Origin of the sequence: Nocardia sp. NPDC005978 (assembly GCF_040614455.1) — a bacterium.
In the GTDB taxonomy this organism is placed as follows: domain Bacteria; phylum Actinomycetota; class Actinomycetes; order Mycobacteriales; family Mycobacteriaceae; genus Nocardia.
This window is the reverse complement of the sequence record NZ_JBEXUS010000011.1, coordinates 89,263-113,466: the sequence shown is the minus strand read 5'-3', so window position 1 is coordinate 113,466 and position 24,204 is coordinate 89,263. Positions and strand designations below refer to the sequence as shown.

23 protein-coding genes are annotated in these 24,204 nt (G+C 69.8%); 13 read left to right on the top strand and 10 right to left on the bottom strand.

Features of this window, described 5'->3' with window-relative positions; translation table 11 throughout:
* The first annotated feature begins 141 nt into the window (after window positions 1-141).
* Window positions 142-2,256, top strand: a complete 2,115-nt coding sequence (locus tag ABZ319_RS07590; RefSeq protein WP_354985519.1) for a prolyl oligopeptidase family serine peptidase — start codon at window positions 142-144, stop codon at window positions 2,254-2,256.
* 4 nt (window positions 2,257-2,260) lie between these two features.
* Here the strand turns inward: ABZ319_RS07590 and ABZ319_RS07585 are convergent, their stop codons facing one another.
* Window positions 2,261-2,884 (bottom strand): TetR/AcrR family transcriptional regulator, encoded by a 624-nt coding sequence (locus ABZ319_RS07585; protein WP_354985518.1) that lies wholly within the window; start codon window positions 2,882-2,884, stop codon window positions 2,261-2,263.
* Window positions 2,885-2,983: 99 nt separating this feature from the next.
* Window positions 2,984-3,577, bottom strand: a complete 594-nt coding sequence (locus tag ABZ319_RS07580) for a TetR/AcrR family transcriptional regulator (RefSeq protein WP_354985517.1) — start codon at window positions 3,575-3,577, stop codon at window positions 2,984-2,986.
* Between the two features lie 121 nt (window positions 3,578-3,698).
* On the opposite strand from ABZ319_RS07580, the gene ABZ319_RS07575 reads away from it, so the two are divergent.
* Together ABZ319_RS07575 and ABZ319_RS07570 are read left to right on the top strand one after the other, a co-directional pair.
* On the top strand, window positions 3,699-5,054 hold the full coding sequence (locus ABZ319_RS07575; RefSeq protein ID WP_354985516.1) for an ABC transporter permease: 1,356 nt from the start codon (window positions 3,699-3,701) through the stop codon (window positions 5,052-5,054).
* 177 nt (window positions 5,055-5,231) lie between these two features.
* Window positions 5,232-5,918 carry a GAF and ANTAR domain-containing protein gene (locus ABZ319_RS07570; protein WP_354985515.1) on the top strand — a complete coding sequence of 229 codons (687 nt, stop codon included), beginning with the start codon at window positions 5,232-5,234 and terminating at the stop codon, window positions 5,916-5,918.
* 227 nt (window positions 5,919-6,145) lie between these two features.
* Here the strand turns inward: ABZ319_RS07570 and ABZ319_RS07565 are convergent, their stop codons facing one another.
* Both ABZ319_RS07565 and mscL read right to left on the bottom strand, forming a co-directional pair.
* Window positions 6,146-7,696 carry an MFS transporter gene (locus tag ABZ319_RS07565; protein ID WP_354985514.1) on the bottom strand — a complete coding sequence of 517 codons (1,551 nt, stop codon included), beginning with the start codon at window positions 7,694-7,696 and terminating at the stop codon, window positions 6,146-6,148.
* A gap of 123 nt (window positions 7,697-7,819) precedes the next feature.
* Entirely contained in the window at window positions 7,820-8,332 is a 513-nt protein-coding gene (gene mscL / locus ABZ319_RS07560) for a large conductance mechanosensitive channel protein MscL (protein WP_354985513.1), read from the bottom strand.
* 256 nt (window positions 8,333-8,588) lie between these two features.
* Between mscL and ABZ319_RS07555 the strand changes: the two genes are divergently transcribed.
* Both ABZ319_RS07555 and ABZ319_RS07550 read left to right on the top strand, forming a co-directional pair.
* A complete protein-coding gene (locus ABZ319_RS07555; RefSeq protein ID WP_354985512.1) occupies window positions 8,589-9,206 on the top strand; it encodes a TetR/AcrR family transcriptional regulator in 618 nt (205 codons plus the stop codon).
* Between the two features lie 99 nt (window positions 9,207-9,305).
* Complete coding sequence (locus tag ABZ319_RS07550; RefSeq protein WP_354985511.1) at window positions 9,306-10,169, top strand: sterol desaturase family protein; 864 nt, start codon at window positions 9,306-9,308, stop codon at window positions 10,167-10,169.
* Here ABZ319_RS07550 and ABZ319_RS07545 read toward each other — a convergent pair.
* Window positions 10,156-11,748, bottom strand: coding sequence for a BCCT family transporter (locus tag ABZ319_RS07545; RefSeq protein WP_354985510.1), 1,593 nt, complete (start codon window positions 11,746-11,748; stop codon window positions 10,156-10,158). The genes ABZ319_RS07550 and ABZ319_RS07545 overlap by 14 nt on opposite strands.
* A 133-nt stretch (window positions 11,749-11,881) precedes the next feature.
* Here ABZ319_RS07545 and ABZ319_RS07540 point away from each other — a divergent pair, with 133 nt between their 5' ends.
* Entirely contained in the window at window positions 11,882-12,787 is a 906-nt protein-coding gene (locus tag ABZ319_RS07540; protein WP_354985509.1) for an acyl-CoA desaturase, read from the top strand.
* Window positions 12,788-12,809: 22 nt separating this feature from the next.
* Here the strand turns inward: ABZ319_RS07540 and ABZ319_RS07535 are convergent, their stop codons facing one another.
* Window positions 12,810-13,094: a hypothetical protein gene (locus ABZ319_RS07535; protein ID WP_354985508.1), complete on the bottom strand. Its 285-nt coding sequence runs from the start codon at window positions 13,092-13,094 to the stop codon at window positions 12,810-12,812.
* A gap of 281 nt (window positions 13,095-13,375) precedes the next feature.
* Here ABZ319_RS07535 and ABZ319_RS07530 point away from each other — a divergent pair, with 281 nt between their 5' ends.
* From ABZ319_RS07530 to ABZ319_RS07515, 4 genes are all read left to right on the top strand, one after another.
* Window positions 13,376-13,771, top strand: coding sequence for an STAS domain-containing protein (locus tag ABZ319_RS07530; protein WP_354985507.1), 396 nt, complete (start codon window positions 13,376-13,378; stop codon window positions 13,769-13,771).
* Window position 13,772: 1 nt separating this feature from the next.
* Window positions 13,773-14,549 (top strand): RNA polymerase sigma factor SigF, encoded by a 777-nt coding sequence (locus tag ABZ319_RS07525; RefSeq protein WP_354985506.1) that lies wholly within the window; start codon window positions 13,773-13,775, stop codon window positions 14,547-14,549.
* A gap of 251 nt (window positions 14,550-14,800) precedes the next feature.
* Complete coding sequence (locus ABZ319_RS07520) at window positions 14,801-15,532, top strand: S1 family peptidase (RefSeq protein WP_354985505.1); 732 nt, start codon at window positions 14,801-14,803, stop codon at window positions 15,530-15,532.
* A 125-nt stretch (window positions 15,533-15,657) separates the two neighbouring features.
* Window positions 15,658-17,238: a protein kinase gene (locus tag ABZ319_RS07515; protein WP_354985504.1), complete on the top strand. Its 1,581-nt coding sequence runs from the start codon at window positions 15,658-15,660 to the stop codon at window positions 17,236-17,238.
* 169 nt (window positions 17,239-17,407) lie between these two features.
* On the opposite strand, the gene ABZ319_RS07510 is transcribed toward ABZ319_RS07515, so the two are convergent.
* On the bottom strand, window positions 17,408-18,868 hold the full coding sequence (locus tag ABZ319_RS07510) for an NAD(P)/FAD-dependent oxidoreductase (RefSeq protein ID WP_354985503.1): 1,461 nt from the start codon (window positions 18,866-18,868) through the stop codon (window positions 17,408-17,410).
* A 259-nt stretch (window positions 18,869-19,127) separates the two neighbouring features.
* On the opposite strand from ABZ319_RS07510, the gene ABZ319_RS07505 reads away from it, so the two are divergent.
* Together ABZ319_RS07505 and ABZ319_RS07500 are read left to right on the top strand one after the other, a co-directional pair.
* Window positions 19,128-19,829: a hypothetical protein gene (locus ABZ319_RS07505; RefSeq protein WP_354985502.1), complete on the top strand. Its 702-nt coding sequence runs from the start codon at window positions 19,128-19,130 to the stop codon at window positions 19,827-19,829.
* A gap of 108 nt (window positions 19,830-19,937) precedes the next feature.
* Entirely contained in the window at window positions 19,938-20,663 is a 726-nt protein-coding gene (locus ABZ319_RS07500; RefSeq protein WP_354985501.1) for a TetR/AcrR family transcriptional regulator, read from the top strand.
* 85 nt (window positions 20,664-20,748) lie between these two features.
* On the opposite strand, the gene ABZ319_RS07495 is transcribed toward ABZ319_RS07500, so the two are convergent.
* On the bottom strand, window positions 20,749-21,744 hold the full coding sequence (locus tag ABZ319_RS07495) for a diiron oxygenase (protein WP_354985500.1): 996 nt from the start codon (window positions 21,742-21,744) through the stop codon (window positions 20,749-20,751).
* A 142-nt stretch (window positions 21,745-21,886) separates the two neighbouring features.
* On the opposite strand from ABZ319_RS07495, the gene ABZ319_RS07490 reads away from it, so the two are divergent.
* Window positions 21,887-22,279, top strand: coding sequence for an NUDIX hydrolase (locus tag ABZ319_RS07490; RefSeq protein ID WP_354985499.1), 393 nt, complete (start codon window positions 21,887-21,889; stop codon window positions 22,277-22,279).
* Here ABZ319_RS07490 and ABZ319_RS07485 read toward each other — a convergent pair.
* Together ABZ319_RS07485 and ABZ319_RS07480 are read right to left on the bottom strand one after the other, a co-directional pair.
* Window positions 22,269-23,522 carry a TMEM143 family protein gene (locus tag ABZ319_RS07485; protein WP_354985498.1) on the bottom strand — a complete coding sequence of 418 codons (1,254 nt, stop codon included), beginning with the start codon at window positions 23,520-23,522 and terminating at the stop codon, window positions 22,269-22,271. The two genes, ABZ319_RS07490 and ABZ319_RS07485, sit on opposite strands and share 11 nt — an antisense overlap.
* 127 nt (window positions 23,523-23,649) lie before the next feature.
* Window positions 23,650-24,018 (bottom strand): hypothetical protein, encoded by a 369-nt coding sequence (locus tag ABZ319_RS07480; RefSeq protein WP_354985497.1) that lies wholly within the window; start codon window positions 24,016-24,018, stop codon window positions 23,650-23,652.
* Window positions 24,019-24,204 lie beyond the last annotated feature (186 nt).

Genomic DNA, 24,204 nt, shown 5'->3' with positions numbered 1-24,204 from the left:
CCGCATAATGCCGCCGGGTACCGACAGTGCCGCGCCCGGGGGCCCGCCCGCCGTACCCCGCCGGCATCGGCCACCCGCTGTAATCTTCCTATCGGCAGCTCGAACGAGGTGGCCGCGGCATCGTCGAACCGGGGGGAAGCGATGAATCACGGCGGAATCGGACGGCGCGCGGCGCTGGCGGGCCTGGTGGTCGCGCTCGTGACGGCCTGCGGCGGATCGGATCCCGGCGCCGACCCCTACCTGTGGCTGGAGGAACTCGACAGTCCCCGGGTGCAGTCGTGGGTGGCGGCCGAGAACGCCAAAACCCTGGACGTGCTCGAAAAAGATCCGGGCTACGCCGCGAACCTCACCACCGCGGTGGAACTCGGCAAGGCCCCGGATCGGCTGCCGCTGCCTCGATTCCACGGCGGCGCGGTCGGCAACTTCTGGCAGGACGGCGACCATCAGCGCGGTATCTGGCGCGAGACCACCGTCGCCGGATACGAAGCGCCGCAACCGGAGTGGAAGACCGTTCTGGATCTGGACGCCCTGGCCGCGGCCGAGGGCCGCAACTGGGTGTGGGAGGGCATGAACTGCGCGCCCGGCGCGGGCGCCCGCTGCCTGGTCGAGTTGTCCGACGGCGGTGCGGACGCGGTCACCGTGCGGGAATTCGACAGGTCCACCGGGCAATTCGTGGCCGGCGGCTTCGTGCTCGACGAAGGCAAGCAGTACACGTCCTGGGTCGACGAGAACACACTGCTGGTCTCGCGGGAGTGGAACCCGGGGGACACGACGGTCTCGGGCTACCCGTACGTGGTCAAACGCTGGGAGCGCGGGCAACCGCTCGCGGACGCGACCGAGATCCTGCGCGGCGACCCCGCCGACGGTCTCGGCACCGCGCCGTTCCTGCTCGACGGCGGCCGGGGCGAGCGGGTGACCATGGTGGTGCGCCGGCCGTCCTTCTTCGAATCGCAGATCAGCCTGGTCCGGGACGGGCAGGCGGTGCGAATCGACCTGCCGCCCAAGGTCGATGTGCAGGGACTGGTCGGCGATCGGGTGCTCGTCTCGCTGCGCCAGGACTGGACCGGCGCGGACGGGCAGGCGTTCGCCGCGGGATCGCTGATCTCGTTCGACAGGGACGAGCTGACCGCCGCCCCGGACCGGCCGCGGGCCACCCTGGTCTACGCGCCCGGCCCCACCCAGACCCTGCAGCAGGTCATGACCACCCGGGCGCACCTGATCACGACCTCCCTGGACGACGTGCGCGGGCGCGCCACCGTCTACACCCCCCTGCCCGGCGGCGGCTGGTCCGCGGCCCCGGTCGCGCTGCCCGAGAACGCCACCGTCGACGCCGTGGACGCCGATTCCCGCGGTGACACCGCGTATCTGACGGTCAGCTCACCGGTCACCCCGGTCACGCTGTGGCGGCTCGACACCGCGGCCGGTCGCGCGGACCCGATCAAGGCCGCCCCCGCGCGCTTCGACGCCTCCCGGTTCGTGGTGGAGCAGCTCAAGGCTACGTCCCCGGACGGCACCCGGGTGCCGTACTTCATCGTGCACGCCGCGGGCATGAAGTACGACGGCAAGAACCCGACGATCATGTACGGCTACGGCGGTTTCGGTTCCAGCGAGACGCCCGGCTACAGCGGCCTGCTGGGCCGGCTCTGGCTCGAACGCGGCGGCGTCTACGTCATCGCCAACATTCGCGGCGGCGGCGAATACGGTCCCGCGTGGCACGAGGCCGCGTTGAAAACCCAGCGGCAGCGGGCCTTCGACGATTTCCGCGCCGTCGCCGACGATCTCATCGGCCGCGACGTCACCACCCCGCGCCACCTCGGCATCCAGGGCGGATCCAACGGCGGGCTGCTGATGGGCGTGCAGTTCACCCAGGCCCCGGAGCTGTGGAACGCGGTCGACATCCAGATCCCGCTGCTGGACATGGTGCGGTACGAGCAGATCGCGGCGGGCGCGTCCTGGACGGGCGAATACGGGACGGTGGCCGATCCGGCCGAACGCGCCTTCCTGCAATCGATTTCGCCCTACGCGCAGCTGCGCTCGGGGGTGTCCTACCCCAAGCCCTTCATCTGGACCACGACCAAGGACGACCGGGTCGGCCCCCAGCACGCCCGCAAGTTCGCCGCGCGACTGTCGGAACTGGGTGCGCCGTACTTCTTCTACGAGGCGACCCAGGGCGGGCACGGCTCGGGCGCGAACATCGACGAGCGCGCCCGCACCAGCGCGCTCGAGTACACCTATTTCGCCCGCCAGCTCATGTAGCCGCTCAGACGATCAACGACATCGACACCGCCACCAGCACACCCACCAGCTCGCTCACCGGCGGTCGCGGGTCCGAGAGCAGCCATTCGTGCGCGAGGCCGTTCACCGCGCCGATCAGCGCGCTGCCGGTCAGCTCCGGGGTGCTGCGCAGCCGCGAGTCGGCCCCGGCCAGCGGGCCCAGAATGATCTCGATGGTCGCGATCCACTCGTGCCTGCGGGCGCGGCGGTGCTCTTCCATGCGCTCGCTGACCCCGACGACCTCGACGAAGGCCACCTTGGCGCGGTGCGGGTCCGCGCCGACCGAACCCAGATACGCCTCCATGGCCTTGGTGACGCGCACGGTCGGGTCCGGATCGGGTCCCAGGTCGGCGACCGCCGTGGCCAGCGCGGTCGCCGCGGCCTGCTGAATGTGGTCGTAGACCGCGACGAGCACGTCCTCGCGGGTCGCGAACTCCTCGTAGAACTGCCGCTTGGACAGGCCGGCCGCCGCGCACACATCGGCGAGCGAACAGTCGGCGTATCCGCGCTCGCCGAAGATTTCGATGGCGGCGTCGAGGAAGCGCTGTCGGCGTTCGGCTTTGCGCTCGGTGACGGCGCGCCCGCCGTACTGCCGTCCCTCGATTGTCACTGTCCGTCCTCGACTGTCGCTGGTGCCTGATGGTGGCGTCGCGGCCACCCTGTGGTCATCGTCCGAACCGTTCCAAAGGTAACGGGGACGGCCGGGAAATCAGCGACGGGGCCGCAAACCGTCCAACATGTGGGTCACGGTCTCTTCAAATAGTGCGTCGGCATCGGCGGCCGGAACGAAGCCCGAACCCACGAAAGTGGCCAGACCCTGCAGCGCCGCCATGGCGGTCAGGCACATGCGCCGCGGATCGCCGTCGACCACCTCACCGCGCGCCTGACCGTCGGCGATCATGGCCAGCGGGGTGGCCAGCGCCTGCGCGACGGCCGCCGCGATCTCCGGGGTCTGGCGCTGTTTGCGCGCGAACATGACCGCCAGCAGGGCGGGGTTCTCGATGGCGAAGCCGAGGTAGGTCCGGGCCACCGCGCGAATCCGCTCCAGGAAAGTGCCGGTGGCGGCGGCCTTTTCGAGCATGGTCCCGAGTCGTTCGAAACCCTCCGCCGCGAGGGCGTCCAGCAGCGCCTGCTTGTCGCGGAAGTGCCGGCTCGGCGCGGCGTGGCTGACCCCGGTGTCCCGGGCGAGCTGGCGCAGCGAGAGCCCGTCCACCCCGGCCCGGCGCAGGAGTGCCTCGGCGCGGCGCAGCAGTTCGGCGCGGAGGTCACCGTGGTGATAGGAGCGCGAGCTGGTGATGGGCATGGTGAGAGCAGGATATCGGACACACTCCGCGATGTTGGCATTGACTACTTTGTTGTCAGTGCCTACATTTGCCCTTGCTATGACGAACGTGAGTGCGTCCGAACCGAATGGGAGTGAGCCCGTGCCGAAAAACAGTGCGCCCTCGGCGATTCCGGACAGTGGCGGCCGGGCGAGCGGTGCAGGGCACCGATTCGGGCTGCCCCTGCGCGGCTGGATCCCGCCGATTTTCGTGGTCACGCTGCTCGCCGCCCTGCTGGGCACCATGTACCTGGGCTACACCTCGGACCCGGAGAAGAACCTGCACGACTTCCCGGTGGCCCTGGTCAACCAGGACGACGGCGACATCGTCGACGGACAGGCGGTCAACGTCGGCAAGCAGATCACCGACGCGCTGATCGCCAAGGTGCCCGCCGACAAGGTGGATCTGCGCCTGGTCGGCGTGGGCGAGGCCCAGCGCCAGCTGCGCGACGGCCGGATCTACGGCGCCATCGTCATTCCGAGCGACTTCTCCAAGCGGCTCACCATCCTGGGCACGGCCGCGGTGGTGCCCGGCGACATCGAACGGCCGGTCATCACCGTGCACACCAATCCGCGCGCGGGCACCTACGCCGCGCAGATCGTGCAGCGGGTCAGCGACCGCGCCATGACCGAGGTGAACCACACCGTCGGCGCACAACTCACCGACCGGGTCAACGCGGCACTGGCCGCCGCCCCCGGCGCCGCGCCTGCCGAACTCACCGGCGCGGCCCGCCTGCAACTGGCCACCCCGATCGACATCTCCGTCAGCCCCTTCCGCCCGCTGCCCGAGGGCACCGGCCAGGGTCTGTCCGCGTTCTTCTACACCCTGATCCTGCTGTTCGCCGGATTCAGCGGGGCCATGCTCATCCACGGCATGGTCGACAACAAGCTCGGCTACCTGCCCGCCGAATACGGTCCGTGGTTCCTGGACGTGCAGCCCGTGGCCATCAGCCGCTGGCGCACCCTGCTGCTCAAGTGGGCCATCGCGCTGGTGACCGCGCCCATCGTGTCCGGGTTGTTCCTCGGCATCGCGACGCTGCTCGACATGCCGATCGATCACGCGCTGCCGCTGTTCCTCTACGGTGCGCTCGCGGTCGCGGCGGTCTGCGTGACCGGGCTGTCCATCCTGGCCGCCTTCGGCACCGCCGGCCTGCTCATCAACATGATCGTCTTCGTGGTGCTCGGCCTGCCGTCGTCCTCGGGCACCATTCCGGTCGAGGCCACCCCGCGCTACATCGCGGTCCTGGCGAATTTCGAACCCATGCACCAGATCTACCTCTCGGTGCGCGCGCTGCTGTACTTCGACGGGCACCTGGCGGCGGGGCTGGGCACCGGCATCTGGATGACGCTGTTCGGACTGGGCTTCGGCGTGCTGTTCGGCGCGGTGGTGACCCACACCTACGACCTGCGCGGCCTGTACCGGCTCGGGGTGCCGCACAAGCCCGTCGCGGCCGAGTAGCCGGCGCGCAACTGCCGGAGTGCCACGTGCCCGGGAGCGGCGGAGCGATCCGCCGCTCCCGGGCGGCGTTGGCCCGGAGTGACTTTCGGCCCTTTTCGTTGCCGACCTGTGACGGCACCATGGGCCGCGAGCACCGAATACTCATGGCAGAGCGAGGATCACGGGGCGGTTCGCAGGATGGTTTCGTCACAGTTCGACCCACTGACGGGGCAGTTTCTGCGTGCGGTCCGCGACGCCGGAGGCGGATTGACGGCGGTGTGCGGGGCGTGCGTACGAGTACTGCCCGTGCGGCGTGCCGCCATCGTGCTCACCGAGCACGATGCCGGGATGCAGCCCTGGTGTGCCAGTGACGAATTCGCGACGCGCGTGGAAACCGCCCAGGCGACCGCGGGGGAGGGACCCGCGGTCTCGGCGGCGCGGGCCGGGGTGCCGGTCCTGATCACCGACTTCTCCTCCGAGAGCGAGCACTGGCCCGGTTTCGCCGAGGCGCTCACCGGATTTCGCACGGCCGGTTCCATGTTCGCGGTGCCGCTGCAACTGGGCCGCGTCCGGCTCGGCGCGATGGACCTGTACCGCGATCTGCCCGGGCGGCCCGAACCCCGGCTCATGTCCGCGGCGCTGCACATCGCCGACCTGGTGACCGCGAGCCTGGTGCTCTCCGCCGGACAGCAGGCGCGCAAATGGTCACAACCGTTGTCCAGCCGATGGATTCACGAGGCGGCGACGCTCACGGGTGCGCGGCTGGGCATCGGCGCGGCCGACGCCTGCGCGCGCCTGCGCGGTTACGCCTTCACCCATGACCTCTCGCTGGCGGAGGTGGCCGAAGGGGTCGTGCGCCGTCGCATCCTGCTCGACCCCGACTAGCGGAAGGGGTCGTGCGCGGTCGCATCCTGCTCGGCCCCGACTAGCGGAAGGGGTCGTGCGCGGTCGCATCCTGCTCGGCCCCGACCGGCCGCCGACTCCGGCGCTCGAGCCTGACCGGCCGCGGACCCGCGGTGCTCGACGGCCGCGTTGCCTGGATGCCCGAAAGGTGGCGGTGCGTGGGCGCCCGATGGACCGCGGTGCGTGGGCGCCTGACAGGCCGCGTTGCGTCAGTGCGAGGCGGTGGCCCGGAACCCGCGCGGCACCAGGACCACCGTCAGCACGGCCACCGCGCCCACCAGCCCCGCGGAGATCCACGAGGTGGTGGTGAGCGCGGAATCGAAGGCGTGCTGGGCGATTTCGAGCACGCGATCACCGGTCGGCCCGCCGATGTCGTGTGCGACGTAGGCCGCGCCGCCGACCGAGCCGCGCGCGGTGTCCAGCTGATCGCCGGTGAGTGGCAGATCCGTCATATGGGTGACGAAGAGCCGGCCGTGAATGCTGCCGAGCAGGGCCACGCCCAGGCCGATGCCGAGTTCGTAGTTGGTCTCCTCCACCGCGCCCGCCTGCCCGGCCCGCTCGGGCGGCACCGCGGCGACCAGTACCGCCGCCGCCGTGGTGATGGCGACGCCGTCGCCGATGCCCAGCGCCACCAGGATGACCGCGACCAGTGGATAGGTGGTGGTCGACACCGCGGCCAGCAGCAGGAAACCGCCTGCGAGGGTGAACAATCCGAAGCCCATCAGGAAGCGCACGCTCACCCGCCGCAGCAGCCACGGCGTGCACAGCGAGCCCAGCAGCGTGGCGATGGCGGCGGGCACCGTGCGCAGTCCGGCCTCGGACGGGGTGTAGCCGTGAATGTACTGCAGCCACAACGAGATCAGGAACAGGGCCGAGCCGATGGCGAGCATCGCCAGCAGCGTCGCCAGCGCGGCGGCGGTGAAGGCGCGGTTGCGGAACAGCCGCACGTCCAGCAGCGGGTCGGGGGATTTCAGCTGCCGGTATGCGAAGAGGGCGAGCAGGGCGAAGGCGGCGAACAGGATCAGCACATCCAGTGCGGCCGGTTCGCCCTTGGCCACGTGTTTGATGCCCCAGGCCAGCGCCACGACGCCCAGCACCGAGAGCACCGCGCTGAACCAGTCGAGCCGGCCGTGTTGCGGCGCACGGTATTCCGGCAGCAGCCAGAGGCCGGCGGTCACGGTCAGCACCACCACCGGAACGTTCAGCCAGAACGCGGCGGACCAGCCGAAGCGCTCCACCAGCTGGCCGCCGATCAGCGGGCCGATCGCCGCGCCCGCGCCCGCGACCGCCGCCCAGATGCCGATGGCCTGGGTGCGCTCGTGATCGTCGGTGAAGATGTTGCGGATCAGCGACAGAGTGGAGGGCATGACCATGGCCCCGCCGACGCCGAGCAGTGCGCGCCCGGCGATGAGCTGCGCGGGATCATCGGCGGTCGCGGCCACCACCGAGGCCAGGCCGAACAGCACGAAGCCGGCGATGAACAGTCGCTTGCGGCCGTACCGATCGCTGATCGCGCCGCACGTGATGAGCAGGCCGCCCAGTACCAGACCGTAGAGATCCACGATCCAGAGTTGTTGCATGGGACTGGGTTCCATGTGATCGATCAGCGAGGGCAGCGCCACGTTCAGGATGGTGGCGTCCATGGCCACCAGCAGCAGACTGCAGCACAGCACCGCGAGCATGGCCCAGCGTCCGGGCATCGGCTCGAGCCGGCCGGCGGGTCGATCCAGTGCCGGTTCCCGGGGCGGGATGCGACCCACGTGCGAGCCTCCTCGGATAGACGCCTATCGACCAGACAGCAACACTCTGGCTAGCACGATAGTCCGTGTGCGGGCCGCGACCGGGCACACGGACCGAAGACGTCCGGTTCGGGAGGAAGCTGGTTACTTGTCCGCGCTTTCGGGCTGCCGGGCGGGCGCGATGGCCCCGGCCGGCGCCGTGGCCGCCACCGCTGCCGCGGCCGCCGCGGTCGTGCCCCGCTGCGTCGTGGTGGCGGTCTCGCTCTTACCCGAGTTCTGCTCGACGAGCAGATCGCGAATCTGGACCAGCAGCTCGATCTCGGTGGGATCGGCCTTGATCTCGGTCTGGCGGGCCAGGCGGCGCTGCAGGTGGGTCATGGGCACCATCAGGATGAAGTACAGCACCGCGGCGACGGTGAGGAAGTTGATGACCGCGCTGATGATCGGCCCGACGGCGACGAAGGTGGCGGGCTTGCTGCCGATGATCTGGAAGCCGAGCCCGAACTCGCTGTTCCCGCCGAGCACGGCCAGCAGCGGCTCGAGCAGACCCTTGGTCACCGAGGTCACGATGGCGGTGAAGGCGGTGCCCATGACGACCGCGATCGCCAGGTCGATGACATTGCCCCGCATCAGGAAATCTTTGAAACCCTTGAACATGACGCCGTAAACCCCATCCGTGACGACTCCGTTATGTACTTCGCCGCAGTCTAAGTGCTCCGGACCACGGGATTCGAACCGAGCGCACCCACCTTGACGACCCTCACATCACACCGCGCGGGGTGGGCTATCACTCCCCGTCGCCGATGAGTGAGCCCGATCGGCCCGGCCCGGCGGGCGGTCGTCCGGGTATGCGCGGCGGTCCGATTGGTAAATTGCCAGAAGTATTGGCGACCGGCGACGGAGCGGGGTGGGAATGGCCGAAAAGGCTGGTACCAAAGGCGTTCCGCGGCACGAGCGCGAGGAGTCGATCCTCGACGCCGCGGCGGGGGAGATCGGCCGCGTCGGGTACGCGGGGCTGTTCCTGGGCTCGGTGGCCACCGCGGCGGGCGTCTCCAAGCCGCTCATCTACGCCTACTTCGACTCCAAGGACGGCGTGTACGTGCGCTGTGTGCGGCGCGCGGCCGCCAACCTGTGCGACGCCATGGACCGCGTCATCGGGGAGACCGAGGAACAGGCCCGGGCCGGCACCGTGACCACGGCCCTGGCCGGTCGCACCCTGGCCGCGATCTTCGGTGCGCTCGAGCACCGCCCCTACGACTGGCGCGTGGTCTTCGATCGTTCGCATCCCGAGCAGGGCCCGGCCGCCGACGCCGCCCGGGAGGCCCGGCGGCAGATCGCCGAGCGCGCGAACTGGGGTATCTCGGCGTTCGGCGCCGCGGGCGGGCTGACCGACTCGGACGACGTGTCCGCGCTGACCGCGGCCTGGATGGGCATCGTGAGCGCCCTGGTCGACTGGTGGCTGCGGCATCCGGGGGAGACCGCGGCGCAGATGACCGCGCGCAGTCTGCGCCTGGTCGCGCTGCTCGACTGACCGCTCCGCACCGAAATCGCCCGTATCCGGGCCGGTCACAGGTCTTGACTTCAAATTGACTGATCCGTAAATTACGGATCAGTCAATTCAGGAGGATCGATGTTGACTTCGTTCTGGCACCAGATCAACACACCGGTGTTGTACGCCATCCCGTTCTTCTTCCTTTTCATCGCGGTGGAGGTGTGGACGCTGCGCGACCGCGACCACGTCACCGGCTATCTGGCCAGGGACACCCGCACCAGCCTGGCCATGGGCGTCGGCTCGCTGGCCTCGTCGCTGCTGCTCAAAATCGGTGTGCTGGTCGGCTTCAGCTACCTATGGGCCGTGGCGCCGTGGCACGTGCCCACCGACACCTGGTGGGGCTGGGCGCTGTTGCTGGTGGTGGTGGACCTGTCGCTGTACTTCAATCACCGCTTCTCGCACCGGGTCCGGATCGGCTGGGCCGCGCATCGCGCGCACCACTCCAGCGAGTACTTCAACTTCGGGACCGCGCTGCGGCAGAAGTGGAACCCCTGGTCCGAGGCGCTGTTCTGGTCCCCGCTCCCGCTGCTGGGCTTCGCGCCGTGGGCGATCTACATCGCACTGACCCTGAATCTGATCTACCAGTTCTTCACGCACACCGAGACCGTCGGCAAGCTGCCCCGCCCGATCGAGTACATCTTCAACACCCCGTCGCACCACCGGGTGCATCACGGCTCGGACCCGGAGTACCTGGACAAGAACTACGGCGGCATCTTCATCGTCTGGGACCGGATGTTCGGGACCTTCCAGCCCGAATTACACCGTCCCCGTTACGGATTGACCACCCCGGTCGGCACCTACAACCTGCTGAAACTGGAGTACGGCGAATACGTGAAGATCGTTCGCGACGTCCGGGGCGCGGACCGCCTGCGCGACAAACTCGGCTACATCTTCGCCCCGCCCGGCTGGCAGCCCGCGCCGCGGCCCGTCACCGCCGCGTAGCGCCCGCCTCGGCGGCGGCCCGGTCCGCGTGCTCGGCGCGGAAGGTGCGGACCAGGGCCCAGCACATGGCGAGCATGACGACGCTGAACGGCAGGGCGATCAGGATCGCCACGGTTTGCAGGGTCGTCAGGGCCGAGGCGCCGGAACCGCTGGCCACCAGCAGGGCGATGGCCACACCGCCGGTCGCGAAGGTCCAGAACGCGCGACTCCAGGTGGGCGGCTCCGGATTACCGCCCGAGGACAGCATGTTCATCACCAGCGCGCCGGAGTCGGCCGAGGTGACGAAGAACAGGACGATCACCAGGATGGCCAGGCCGGCGGTCAGGCTGCCGCCGGGCAGGGTGTCCAGCAGCGCGAACAGGGCGCTGTCGCGATCGGGGCCGTCCGGGCCGACCAGCCCGCCGCCGCCGAACATCTCGCGGTTCAGGGCCGCGCCGCCGAAGACCGCGAACCAGACGAAGGTCAGCAGGGTCGGCACCAGCAGCACCCCGGCCACGAATTCGCGGACCGTGCGCCCGCGCGAGATGCGCGCGATGAACACACCGACGAAGGGCGCCCAGGAAATCCACCAGCCCCAGTAGAAGACCGTCCACTGCTGGGTCCACGCGGTGCCGGTCGGGCCCTCGGTCGCGCCGGTATAGAGGCTGATCTTGGGCAGCGATTGGATGTACGCCCCGATGTTCTGCACCAGGTCGTTGACGATGAACAGCGTCGGCCCCGCGAACAGCACGAAGAGCATGAGCATCCCGGCCACGCCCATGTTCGCCTGTGAGAGCAGCTTGATCCCCTTGTCGACGCCGGTCACCACCGAAATGGTGGCCAGTGTGGTGACGACCAGGATCAGCACCACCTGCAGTCCCTTGCCGGGTTCGTGCAACCAGCCCTGATAGTTCAGGCCCGCCGAGATCTGCAGGATGCCCAGGCCCAGCGAAGTGGCCACGCCGAACACGGTGCCGATGACCGCGACGATGTCGATGACGTCCCCGCGCCACCCCCTGATCCGGTCGCCCACCAGCGATTCCAGCGACCAGCGGATCGAGACCGGCCTGCCCTTGCGGTGAATGGAGTAGCCGATGGCCAGCCCGACCACCACGTAGATGGCCCAGGGGTGAATTCCCCAGTGCAGGAACGTTTGCACCATGGCGGCGTCGGCGCGCTGGGCGGCGGTGTCGCCGACGCCGGGGCGCGGGTCGTCGTAGTGGAACAGCGGCTCGGCCACGCCCCAGAACACCAGGCCGATACCCATCCCCGCCGCGAACAGCATGGAAAGCCATGCGCCCATGGTGTATTCGGCGCGCTCGCCGTCCTGTCCCAGCTTGATGTCGCCGAAGCGTCCCACCCCGAGCCAGATCGCGAACACCACGAACAGTGAGACGATCACGATGTAGTACCAGCCGAAGCTGCCGATCACGTTGTCCTGCAGCGCCTTCGCCTGCCGCGCCGCGAGATCGCGGAACACGATGGCGTACACGGTGAAGGCGGCCACCACGATCGCCGAGGGCCAGAACACCCGGGGCGCGACCGCCGCCCGGGGGTGGACGGGCGCGGGATCGGAAGCGGTGCCGTTCGATGCGCTCAAGACAGCCGTCCTTCGTCGAGTGTTCCGCGAACCACGCCGCGGCGCGACCGGGCTCGAACGCCGGCGCGGCTCGCGAACGCGGGCGGGTGCGGGGGGGCGCGGCCCCCCCCCCGGGGACCGGCCCGCGGACACCGTGCCGATCGGCACGGGCCACCGCGTCGCGGCCCTGATCGGTCTGGTGATCGCGCCGCCGCTGGTGCTGGCGGCGGCGGTTCCCGTCGCCCTGCGCTACGGGTGGGGACCTTCGCTGCTGGATGTCGCGCTGGGCGCGGCCCTGTACGCCGTGGCGATCTTCGGCATCACCGCCGGCTACCACCGCTGCTTCACGCACCGCTCGTTCGCCGCGCGCGGGCCGCTGAAGGCAGCGCTGGCGCTGGCGGGCGGCATCGCGCTCGAGGGACCGGTCACGCTGTGGGCGGCCGAGCATCGCCGGCACCACCGGTATTCCGACGCGCCCGGCGATCCGCACTCACCCTGGCGATTCGGCACGAGCCGAACCGCGTTGCTACGGGGCCTGATTCACGCTCAGGTCGGCTGGTTCGTCACCGCGCCGAGCAGATCCGACCGCGAACGCTACGTTCCCGATCTGCTCGCCGACCCGATCCTGCGGCGCATCGATCGGTGCTACCCGGTGATCGCCGCGGCCTCCCTGCTCCTGCCCGCGCTGATCGGCGGCCTGGTGACCGCGAGCGCGCACGGGGCCGTCACCGCGTTCCTGTGGGCCGGGCTCGTGCGCTACGCGCTGGTGCATCACGTCACCTGGTCGGTCAACTCGATCTGCCACGCGTTCGGTGACCGGCACTATTCGACCCGGGGCGCGGACCAATCCCGGGACGTGCGCTGGATCGCCCTGCTGACCTTCGGCGAGGGCTGGCACAACCTGCACCACGCCAATCCGACCAGCGCCCGGCACGGCGGGCTGCCCGGCCAGCACGACCCGACCGCGGCCCTGATCCGGATATTCGAGCGCCTGGGCTGGGCCTATGACGTGCGCTGGCCGACCGCCCCGGATCCCGGTACAACCGCGGCGGTCGAGTAGCGGCGCAGTGACCCTCGCTGGGCTACCCCCGCGCCCGCTCGAGTTCGCGGGCGTCCGTGCGCGGGGCGCGTGCGTGGCGGACTTCGGTCACGACCACGACGAGCCCGGCGGCCAGGCAGACCAGGCTGGTGGCGGCCCCGAGGGCCAGCCAACCGGGGGTTCCGGAGGCGGCGGCGGTGAGCGTGGATCCCAGGGCGATGATGCCCACGAGTAGCAGCGCGAGGCCGGGGCCGTTGCAGGTGTCGAGCAGGGCTTCGGCGGGCTGCTTTCTCGTATCGCCGGCGGTGTCCGAAAAACGTGCGCTCATCGCGGGATCTCCTTCGGAATTGTGCTCCCCACCCCCTTTGTTGCCAGCGGGGGCCGATCCGAAACCCGGCCGAAATTCGCACACCTCGCAGACTACGGTTTGGCCACGCGCGCGGATGGGTAACCCGAGGGGAGGTTGAGAATACAGCCGACCCTGGTCCGTGCCGCGTCATGCGCGATCAGTCCACCTCTCGACAGCCGGACAGCGCGCCGCCCGATCGCGGTGACTCGCCGACGTGGTGGACCGACCCCTACGGACATCCCCTCACGGGAGGTTTCGCCGTGTCCGCAATCGCAACCCTGCCGGGGCGTATCGAAGTCGATATGCCTGCTCAGCGCCCCGCATCCCACACCACGGACACCGCCTACCGCCACGTGCACGCCATCATTCGCATCGAAGGCGAGCTGGACGCACTCGTGCTGCCCGAATTCCGGCAGACACTGACCACCGCGCTGCGCGCGGGCGTCGCCATCGTGGTGCTCGATCTGCGCAACACCCGGTTCCTGAGCATCGGCAACGCCGCGGTCCTCATCTGCGCGGCGACCGAGGCCGTGGCCAACGGCGTGGATCTGCGCCTGGTCGTGGGCCGCCGCGAGGTCGACCGCGTACTGCGCCTGTCAGGTGCGCGCAGCCTGTTGAACTCCTATCACAGCCTGTCCGCCGCGCTGGAGGTGTGAGGTGACGCGGGTCAACAGCTACGACGACATCGAGGCCGCGTTCGAGGAACTGGAACGAGCCGACGAGACCGGCGAACCCGATCGAAACATGGTGCGCGAGAAGATCATCGAGCGCTGCCTGCCCCTGGCCGAACACATCGCGCGACGCTTCGCCGGGCGCGGGGAGAGCTTCGACGACCTGGTCCAGGTGGCCCGCCTGGGCCTGGTGCGCGCGGTCGATCGGTTCGAGGTCTCGCGGGGCTCGCCGTTTCTGTCCTTCGCGGTGCCCACCATCATGGGCGAGGTGCGCCGGCACTTCCGCGACTACACCTGGGCGGTGCGAGTTCCCCGCCGCACCAAGGAGATTCAGGTTCAGCTGAGTTCCACGATCGAGCTGCTCGCGCAGCGGCTGGGGCGCATGCCCCGGGCCCGCGAGATCGCCGAGGAGCTCGACATCGATCTGCTCGAGGTGACCCAGGCGCTCATCGCCTCCAACGCCTATCAGGCGTCCTCGCTGGACACCACGCTGACCGGCGACGACAGCGACAACACTCCGCTGCCCAAGGCCGAGACCCTCGGCGGGATCGAAACCGATTACGAGCTCATCGAGCAGCGCCTGGCGGTGCGCCCGCTGCTGGCCGAGCTGCCCGATCGCGAGCGCAGGCTGCTGACCATGCGCTTCTTCGAATGCAAGACCCAGACCCAGATCGCCGAAGATCTAGGCGTCTCGCAGATGCACGTGTCCCGCATGCTGACCCGGACCCTGACCCGGCTGCGCGAGGACGCCCTGCGGGACTGAGGGCGCGCGCCGGGTTTCCCAGGTCGCGGCCGGTGCGGGCGGCCGAGCCCACCCAGGATGGGCGTGCCCGCCGCGGTGCGCCGAGCACCCGCGGAATTCGGTGCAGAGCACACTTGATTAAACTGAACCGACCGGTATGTTTGTCCAGTCACGGCTTCACGGGTCCGCCCGGCGGTCCTTCTTCGCGAGTACGCGTCCCACCCGACACCAACGAATGACCTCGAGCGGTATCCACACCCGGGAGGTTCGGCATGTTGTCTTTGGCAAGGATGTGCACCAGCGCCGGATCCCTCTCCGCCGCAACGCTCTTCACGATCGGCGTGCTGCTGCCCGGCAGCGCCGCCGCGGACGGGCCCGTCCCGATGGGCGGAGGTTCGGGCATTGCCATCGGGACGGGCGACCCCAATGTGGTCGGCCTGTGCACCCTGACCGCGATCGGCTTCGACAACGCCGATCGCCTGGTCGGCATCACCGCCGGGCACTGCGGGAATCCCGGCCTGCCGGTCTGGTCCGAAGCCGCACCCGGCGCCGGGATCATCGGCCATTTCGCCGAGGTGGATCACTACTGGGACTGGGCGATCATCGAATTCGACGCCGCGCGCGTGGCTCCGGTCCGCCAGGTCACCCAGAGCGTGATCAACGGCGTCGGCGCGCCGCCCGGACCGCTGTCCTGGGTGTGCAAGAACGGGCGCACCACCGGATTCACCTGCGGACCCGTGTGGGAGGACCTCGGCGGCGGGTTCAGCAGTCACGTGTGCGCGGACTACGGGGACTCCGGCTCGCCGGTGCTGGTGAACGACCGGCTGGTGGGCATGATCATTTCCGGGCAGGCGATCCACCTGGGCGGGCTCGTCATTCGCCTGCCCTCGTGTTCCAACCCGTTCAACCCCATCCACGAACCCGATGTGGCGACCGGTATCGACTACATACTGGGCGATATCGACGAGCGTGGCGGGGTGGGTGCCGGATTCCGGCTGCTGTGAGCCGGCGACCGTGATCCGGCACGGATCACGGTGCCGTACCGGCCATCCGGCCGACTGCGCTACATTCGCTGCGGGCCGCGACGCCGATTCGGGCGCGGCCCGCGGGCGTGCGCGGGGAGGGTGCAGTGAGTTTGCCGCCGGGGTCTGTCTTCGCCGGGTTCACCATCGAGCGGCTGCTGGGCGCGGGCGGGATGGGCGCGGTGTATCTGGCCGAGCATCCGCGCCTGCGGCGGCGGGTCGCGCTCAAGGTCCTGGCCGCGACCTTCACCTCGGATGCCAAGGCGCGCTCGGCGTTCACGCGCGAGGCCGACCTGGCCGCCGGGCTCGACCATCCCAATATCGTGCCGGTGTACGACCGCAGTGAACTCGACGATCCGGCGCTGTGGCTGGCCATGCGGCACATCGAGGGCGGTGACGTGGCCGCGCTGCTCGAGCACCACCCGGCGGGACTGGCTCCCGCCCGCGCGGTGCGACTGATCACCGACGCCGCCTCCGCACTGGACCACGCGCACGCGCGCGGCGTCCTGCACCGCGACGTCAAACCGGCGAACCTGCTCATCGAGCACGGCCGCGGGCACGGCGAGCGCGCCGTGCTCACCGACTTCGGCATCGCCCGCACCCTGGACGACACGGTCACCCTGTCCGGCATCGCCGCGACCTTCGCCTATGCGGCACCCGAACGCTTCGGCGGCACCCCCGCCGACCACCGCGCCGACATCTATTCCCTGGGCTGCACGCTCTTCCAGCTCCTGACCGGCCGCCAGCCCTACGCCCGCAAGGATCAAGCCGCGGTGATCGGCGCCCACCTCACCGCACCCCCGCCCTCTCCCCGCGAGGTTCGCCCGGATCTGCCCGCCGACCTCGACGCCGTCCTGGCCACCGCCCTGGCCAAGTCCCCCGATGCCCGCTACCCCACGTGCACCGCGCTGGCCGAGGCCGCGGCCCGCGCGCTCCCGCCCATCGCGCCCACCGAACGCGCGGCACCAGCCCGCCCGGTGGTGGTGTCGAACACGGCCGCCCGCACCGACAGCCCGCCCCGGCGCGACGGCGCATCCCGCGACGAGGCGGCGATCCCCACCGTCGTCGGAGCCGCCGCACCGCGGCCTGTCCCGATCCCCGCACCGGTGGACCTCGGCAAGCCCGCGCCGTTCCGAGGCGATCCGCCGCAGGCGGACGGCCCCGACCTCCGCGCCACAGCACCCCCTTCCGCCGAAAAGCTCTCCCTCCCAGCCGCTTCCACCCCCGAGATCGCCGAATCCAGCCCCCTCGGCCCACAGCCACACACCGAGAAGCCCGCTCTCCCCGGCTCCCCCGCCGCGGTCATGGTCGCGGACTTCCCACCGCCCGCCCGCCCGGGCCGACGCGCCGCCGCCGTCTCCGGCGTCCTTCTCACCGCGATCACGGCCACGGTCGCCATCACCCTCGCGATCCGCGGCAACTCCGAATCCCCCACGACGACAACCCCTTCCACCACCGTCGCCGTAGTCTCCACTACCACCACGCCGGTCACCACCGCACCCCCGCCGCCCGCGACCACCGCCCCGCCCGCCGAGGTCCCGCCCCCGGTCGAGACCGAGCCCTACGTGGCCCCGGCCCCACCGGCCCAACAGGTGGTTCCCACCTATTCGGCCCCGCGTCCGCAAGTCCCCGCCACCCAGGCCCCGGCGATCGTCCCCCAGACCCGAGTTCACCAGTGGCCGGGCTGATCCCGCCGATTCAGACTCCCTCGGACGCGGATTCGGACTCCCTCGGATGCACCGGCGTCACACCGCCGCGTCCGACGCGCACACGATCCATTCCGGCCCGAATCGGAACGGCGCGGACCAGCCGCCCGCGCCGCGCGGCGAGCGTGGGCGGCGACATCCTGCGGGACGGTCAGGACTTGGTCAGGTGGAAGTCACCATCTTCCGGGGCGGCGAGCATCTCCTCCATCGTCCGGCGGTCGAAGGGGAGAAGGTCGATGTGGCCGCCTTCGGTGAAGTACCAGGAGTTGCAGCCGGTGTTCCAGACCGTGGGTTGCAGGGCCTCGCCCACCTGGTCGCCGAAGTGGTCCGTGGCGGCCTCGGTGACCTCGACCGTATCGAACTCGCCTGTGCTCCAGCGCCGCAGCCACGCGGTGATGTAGCGGGCGGTGACCTCGGCGGCGTGGTGCAGGGGGATCGAACCGGTGGGTGAATTCGGCCCCAGGACGGTGAAGAAGTTGGGGAATCCGGGGATCGCGGTCATGCGGTAGGCGCGCGGTCCCTTCGCCCAGGCGTCGTCGATCGAGATGCCCGCGCGGCCGGTGAGTTTCATGGGCCGCATGTAGTCGTGCGCGCGGAATCCGGTCGCGAGCACGATGGTGTCCACCTCGTGGTGCCTGCCGTCGGCGGTGCGGATGCCGGTCGGGGTGATCTCCTCGATACCGGCGGTGACGAGCTCGGCGTTGCGGGCGCGCAGGGCGCGATAGTAGGTGCCGGACAACACCTGTCGCTTGCACAGCGGCTCGTAGTCGGGCGTCAGTTCCGCACGCAGCTTCGGGTCCGCGACCTGCGCGCGCAGGCTCAGGCGCGCGTACTCCTGCACCGCCCGCCGCCGCCAGCTCGGCCGGGTGACGACATCGGTGAACGCCTTCGCACCCGCCATGCCGACCCGGTGCAGCGCGCGATTGAGCGCCGGCATCCGATCCAGCACCGCGCCGACGACCGCGGGCTGCGGCAACCACATCGGGGCCCAGATCACCCACTGCGGGCTGCGCACGAAATGGGTGATGCGCTCGGCCGCGGGCTGCAGCGCGGACACGACCTGCACCCCGGTCGACCCGGTCCCCAGCACCGCGATCCGCTTGCCCGCAGTGCGCACGGCATCGTCCCAGCGCGCGGTGTGCACGACATCGCCGGTGAATTCGTCCAGGCCCGGGATCGCGGGCCGGGCGGGGTGGTGCAGCACGCCGGTGGCGGAGATGACGAAATCGGCCTCGTGCACCTGTCCGCCCACGGTCTCGACCCGCCAGCCGGTCCCGGTGAACTCCGCCGACACCACCTCCGAATCGACGCGCACGTGCGGGCGCAGTCCGAACTCATCGACCACGTCGGCCAGATACCGCTGGATCTCCGCCCCGGGCGCGAACACCCGTGACCAGTCCGGCTTGGGCGCGAAGCCGAACTGGTACACCTGTGAGGGCACGTCGCAGGTCAGGCCCGGGTAGCGGTTCCAATGCCACACCCCGCCGACGTCGGAGCCCTTCTCCAGGATCACGAAGTCGTCGAAGCCGTTGCGCCGCAGCGTGATAGCGCTCGCGATGCCGGACACGCCCGCGCCGATGATCACCACGCGCGGCTGCCGGACCCCGCTCATCGCGCACCCGCCGAGAACTCGGCGCCGCCGCGGCGAACCCGATCCGCACCGGTCCCTGGATACCTCATGCCCTACACCCCTCGTTCAACCACAATGTTGATACCGACAGTATTCGAATACCGACGGTATTTCGATGCGCCCGGAATTGTCAACCTCTCGGCGCGGCCGACCCCGATCCGGACACCAAGATCGATTCGAGCGCGACATGGCACCGGTGCGGTTCCCCGGATCTGTCGCACCGCGCCAGTAATCTGCCCGAATGGCTACACCGGATTCGGCGCTGCGCCGCCTGATGCGAACCACGGGAAAACTGCTGGAGCCCTACGCTTTTGATGGCGAGGAGCCGACCTGGACCCGGGTCGAGCCCGAGGGCGTGGCCGCGATCGGCCGCACCCGCACCTTCCGTACCTACACCGGCGGCCAGCAGGTACTGAGCTTCGGCCTGACCCTGAGCGCGACCCCGGCCCCCTGGTGGGAGTTCTGCACCTGGCGCGCCGCCCGGCTCGGCGCCGAACCCACCCCGCTGTCGGCCGCCACCGGCCCCGGACTGCTCACCGACTCCGCCCTGCCCGACTCCCTCACCGAAATGTGGTCCATGCGAATTCTTCCCGGCCATCCGGGGCACGTGGATCAGGGCGACATCGAGCTCATTCGCACCGAACTACCGCGCCGGGTGCACGCCTACGCTCGCCGGGCGCTGCGGCTGCTCGAGCCCGGCCACTACCTCGAAGAACTGCTCAACCTGCCCGATCAGCACGCCGAGACCTGGGAGGCGATCGTGGTCCTGCTGGCCGAACAGGGCCCGAGCGCGCACCTGCACGAGGCCGGTGAGCAGCTGGTGCACGCCTGCACCGCGCGCGGGGACGCCGACTACGCCCGCGCCGTCGCCGAGTACGCGCGCACACGCGCCGCCGACCGGGACGCCGTCCTGGCCGGAGCGAGCAGCGCGCACGAGGCGTGACACCCGAACCCCTTCCCCACGAACACCTTCCGGCCCGCACGCCGCCGGCGCCCCGCCACCCGCGCGAGTGCCCCGGCGAGCGGACCCCGGTGTTCTAGACTTGGACCCGTGCCGACCACGCAGTCACCCGCGTCAGCCGCCCCCGGTGGGCGGCAGGCGCGCTGGCAGCCGCACAACGACGAACGCCGCGAGCGCATCATCGCGGCCACGATCGAGCTGCTCGAACAGCAGCACGCCGACGCCTCCATGCAGCAGATCGCCGACCGGGCCGGACTGGCCAAGTCGGTGGTCTACCGCCAGTTCGACGGCCGCGACGATCTGGACCGCCGGGTGCGCACCGCCATCGGCGAACGCTTCACCGACACCCTCGACGCCGCACTGGACGTCGGCTTCGGCTCGATCCGGGAGATCCTCGCCCGCGCGGTCTCGACGGTCGTGGACTGGTTCGAGACCCATCCCCGGCTGCACGATTTCCTGCGCAAGGGCCCGGCCGTCGGCGATCCGGACGATCTCGACGCCGCCACCGGCCTGGCCACCGCCATCTCCGCACGCACCCGGCGACTGGTGTCCGGCCTGGCCGGGGTGGTCGGGGTGGTGGACGAACCGGCCATCGACACCATGTGTTTCGCCATCGTGGCGATGACCGAGGCGACGGTGACCCGCTGGGCACGCGACCCCGATCCGGACCTGGATCGCGCCACGCTGGTCACCACCGTCACCGGTTACATCTGGAGCGTGCTGGACGCGGTCACCCGCGACCACGGCATCGGCCTGGATCCGGATCGCCCGCTGCTCGAGGTGCTCGCCGAGCTCGCCGACGACGCGTCCCGATGAGATCCGCCGCGGGCGATGAACCGCGGCGAACGAGCACCGGCCACGGCCGCGCTCGCGGTCGCCGACCGAGCAACGACGTGAATCCCTAGGCCGCGTGCCGGTTTCCGCGCTCGGGCTCGCTCCGGTACCGGGACGGCTCGCCGCCCACGTGCAGCAGCGACCACAGCGGTTTGGTGACCATGTTCATCAGCCCCAGATCACCGGCCAGCTTCCGCATGTCCCCGAAGTATCCGGATAGGATGCGGCGCTGCTGCTCTCCGCCCCAGAACGCCTCGGCGAAAACCTCGTCGGGGATGTCGAACTGACGCGCGAAGGACTTGGACGGCGCCATGATCTCCCCGGCGAGCCAGCGCATGGCGAGCGGGAACGACACCGCGGCAACCGCTTTGGACACCGGATTCATGCGGGCCAGATGCGCGGCCAGGAATTCACCGGCGAAGGAGATGTGCCGCGCCTCCTCGGCGATGTGAATCTCCATGGTGCGCAGCACCGCCGGCGGCACCGCGTCGCCGTCTCGGATCAGCGACTTCTGGTAGTGGTCGATCGGCTCCTCGCCGCCGAGGATGCCGATGAACAGGATCACGTGGGCGTAGCCGCCGGCCACCCCGATGAACGGGGACAGCACCCGGAACAGCCGCCGCATGCCCGGCACGTCCACGCCGATCCGGTTGACCAGTTCCTGGAACATCTGGATGTGATTGCACTCTTCGGTCATCTCGTGCAGGCAGTACCTGAACTCCGGCGACCCGTTGGGCAGCTTCATGATGTACTGCATCATCCCGCGGATGAGCACGCTCTCGAAGGCCGCGCCGACCTTGATGACATTGGCGATCCGCCATTTGCCGATCTCGATCTGCCGTTCCAGCGGCAGGTCCCGGTACCACTGCGTGGCGCCCAGGGGGTCGTATTCCGGCGACAGCACCCAGCGGGGGTCGTTCGGATCGATCGCGAATTCCGGTGCATCCCATGCGATGTCCAGGTACGGATCGAAGTTGCGGTTGACGGACCCCTCGGACAGGGTCGCCAGCGCGTCTCGATAGTCCTGGTCGAACAGTTTGCTACCCGATTGCGACAGCGTCATCGGTGTCTCCTCGTTCGGGCCATCCGGCACATGCGGCCGTGTGGCGCGTCACAATCAGAATATATGGGACCGCGAGTCCCACACAACTGTTTCGCCGGAATCGTGATTGGCGCACCCGCGACCCGGGCAGCATGATCGTCGGATGCGGGAGAAGAATTTGGTGTACTGCCGGGTCGAACGCGCGGGCGCGGTACTGCTGGTCCGGCGCGCGCCGGGGGTGTTCCTGGCCGGCCGGTGGGAGCTGCCCGGCGGCGGCATCGAAGCGGGCGAGCGCCCCGAGGACGCCGCGGTCCGCGAGGTCGCCGAGGAGACCGGACTGCGCATCGAGGTCGTCGCCGAGCGAGCGGCGCACTCCTGGATGGACGTGGCCGGAAAGCCCTTGCGCATCAACGCCCGCGTCTACGACGTGACCGAGAACGGCGGCGGCCCGGTCACTCTCAATCCGGACGAGCACGACGACCACCGGTGGGTCTCCCCGGCGGAGGCGGCCGGCCTGGATCTGGCCGCGCACTTCCGCGAGGCGTTCATCGACTGACGGTGGGCACCCCCGCCGCGCCGGGAACGGGCATGTGGAACAGATTGTCCCAGTGCCGATCCAGGCGGTGTTTGGCCTCGGGCAGCGCGATCGCGCCGAGCACGCCCTGCTCGTCCTCGGTGAGCAGATCCAGCTGCCGCAGCGTCCGCAGCCCGCCGCGCACGTCGAAGTCGAACGTGGTGTCCCAGTGCCTGCCGAACCACTGCTCCACCACGCGATCGAGCCCGGCCGCGGTGAGCGGCTGTTCGGCGGTGCGCAGGAAGTGATAGGTCAGCAGGGTTTCCTTGACCTCGGATTCGGCCGCGGCGTCGAGCAGATGATGGAACACCCCCGCGCCGTTGCCGAGATTGCGGAAGTACAGGTGCTCCTGCAGCGTCTTCAGCATCTTGATTTTGCGATTCTTGAACTTGGAGAACTGCCGCCACAGGTAGCTGCCCAGGGCCGCCAGCCCGGCGAACAGGGTGACCAGCGCCGCCTGATCCAGGCGCACCGTCTCCTCGCGGATCCCGACCCAGAACGCCAGCAGCAGCACCATCAAACCCAGTGACGCCAGCAGTTTCGTGGCCAGCACGACCAGGCCCGAGAGCACCGCGGGCACCCCGATGAGCACCTTGTCCTTGGTCCGCATCCGCACGCGCACGGTCGGATACAGCATCTCCAGGTCGTTGCGCGGCACATCCTGGAACATCTTGAGCAGCACCCCGCCGCTGGGCTCGCGCTCGGTCGCGTCCGGGCGCTCGGTGAAGGCGATGTACACCAGAACCTTGGCGTAGCTGGTGAACTCGACGGTCCGCCGGCGTAATCCGTAGAAGGACTTCACCTCTTCCGTGCACGGGCGGGTGCCGCGGCGGAAGAACATGACCGTGTCGATGCTCTCGTCCTCGACCTCGAGGCGCACCTTCATCAGATCGTGTTCGGCGAAGGCCTGTTCGATCTCGTCCGCTTCGATCCGGATGAAGTCGGCCTCGGCGGCCAGGGCGACGAGTTCGCGTTCGACCACCGCGCGCGCATCGGCCCGATCCCGCGCGGTGGCGGTGCGCACGGTGCGCACGTCCTCGGCCGGATCGACGATCTCGTACGCGTCCAGCACCCGCTCACCGCGCACATGAATCCGGTGCTGCGCCATCGCCGCCAGTAATCGCGCGAACTCCAGGAACGACTCCCGTTCGTCGGCGGGCAACTCCCCCGCGCACAGCGCTACGACCGTGCTCTTGCGAAACGGCAGAAAGTGTTCGGCGGCCATCGGCAACTCCTCTCGGCGGGCAGGCCCGTCGGCCTTCACCATAAAGGGATACCGAGTGCCCTCGCGCCCAGTCGAATCCGATCCCCGGATCACGAAATGCGCACGAGGGCAGCGGGAGTGTGCCGAATCAGCCGAGCGCGTCGTCCGCGTCGGCGCTCGCGGCCGTCAGTCGCTCGGCGGCGGCGCGAGCGATGGTGCAGGCCTGGCGGACTCGGGCCTCGGGATGAGCGGTGCGCTGTTCGAGCGTGGCCCGAATGCGCTCGAAGGACTTGACCGAATCGGCGCTCGCCCCGCGCAGCACCGCGTACTGGTGCTCGATCTCGCGATATTCGAGATCGAACTCGTCGCAGCGCCGGTGCAATTCGGCGATGTGATCGATCAGGTCCAGCACCTCGCGAGTGGTCAGCGTGAGATCGGGTTGTTCCCGGCCCGACAGCAGCGCTTCGCCCGCGATCTCGGCCCAGCGCGCGTGCAGCACATCGAGAATGTCGGTCACGCGAATCACCTCCTACACCGCGGCAGGACGCTCGAGAGCCACTCGGCGACGCTGCCAGTTGGACGGCCCGCCGTCGCGGAGCCCGGAAAAGCTGAGTCAGGAAAAGCTGGACGGGATGGGCTCGCGGCCGGACGCCCCTCCCTTGTTCGAGTCCGATTCGCACGGTCCTTGTCCGGTACCGGTCGG

Excerpts from the sequence above, each read along its gene's own strand:
- ABZ319_RS07490 (WP_354985499.1), top strand. The coding sequence starts at position 21,887 with ATGCGGGAGAAGAATTTGGTGTACTGCCGGGTCGAACGCGCGGGCGCG.
- ABZ319_RS07580 (WP_354985517.1), bottom strand. The coding sequence starts at position 3,577 with ATGCCCATCACCAGCTCGCGCTCCTATCACCACGGTGACCTCCGCGCC.
- ABZ319_RS07555 (WP_354985512.1), top strand. The coding sequence starts at position 8,589 with ATGGCCGAAAAGGCTGGTACCAAAGGCGTTCCGCGGCACGAGCGCGAG.
- ABZ319_RS07485 (WP_354985498.1), bottom strand. The coding sequence starts at position 23,522 with ATGGCCGCCGAACACTTTCTGCCGTTTCGCAAGAGCACGGTCGTAGCG.
- ABZ319_RS07570 (WP_354985515.1), top strand. The coding sequence starts at position 5,232 with ATGGTTTCGTCACAGTTCGACCCACTGACGGGGCAGTTTCTGCGTGCG.
- ABZ319_RS07535 (WP_354985508.1), bottom strand. The coding sequence starts at position 13,094 with ATGAGCGCACGTTTTTCGGACACCGCCGGCGATACGAGAAAGCAGCCC.
- ABZ319_RS07590 (WP_354985519.1), top strand. The coding sequence starts at position 142 with ATGAATCACGGCGGAATCGGACGGCGCGCGGCGCTGGCGGGCCTGGTG.
- ABZ319_RS07510 (WP_354985503.1), bottom strand. The coding sequence starts at position 18,868 with ATGAGCGGGGTCCGGCAGCCGCGCGTGGTGATCATCGGCGCGGGCGTG.
- ABZ319_RS07550 (WP_354985511.1), top strand. The coding sequence starts at position 9,306 with ATGTTGACTTCGTTCTGGCACCAGATCAACACACCGGTGTTGTACGCC.
- ABZ319_RS07505 (WP_354985502.1), top strand. The coding sequence starts at position 19,128 with ATGGCTACACCGGATTCGGCGCTGCGCCGCCTGATGCGAACCACGGGA.
- ABZ319_RS07495 (WP_354985500.1), bottom strand. The coding sequence starts at position 21,744 with ATGACGCTGTCGCAATCGGGTAGCAAACTGTTCGACCAGGACTATCGA.
- ABZ319_RS07520 (WP_354985505.1), top strand. The coding sequence starts at position 14,801 with ATGTTGTCTTTGGCAAGGATGTGCACCAGCGCCGGATCCCTCTCCGCC.
- mscL (WP_354985513.1), bottom strand. The coding sequence starts at position 8,332 with ATGTTCAAGGGTTTCAAAGATTTCCTGATGCGGGGCAATGTCATCGAC.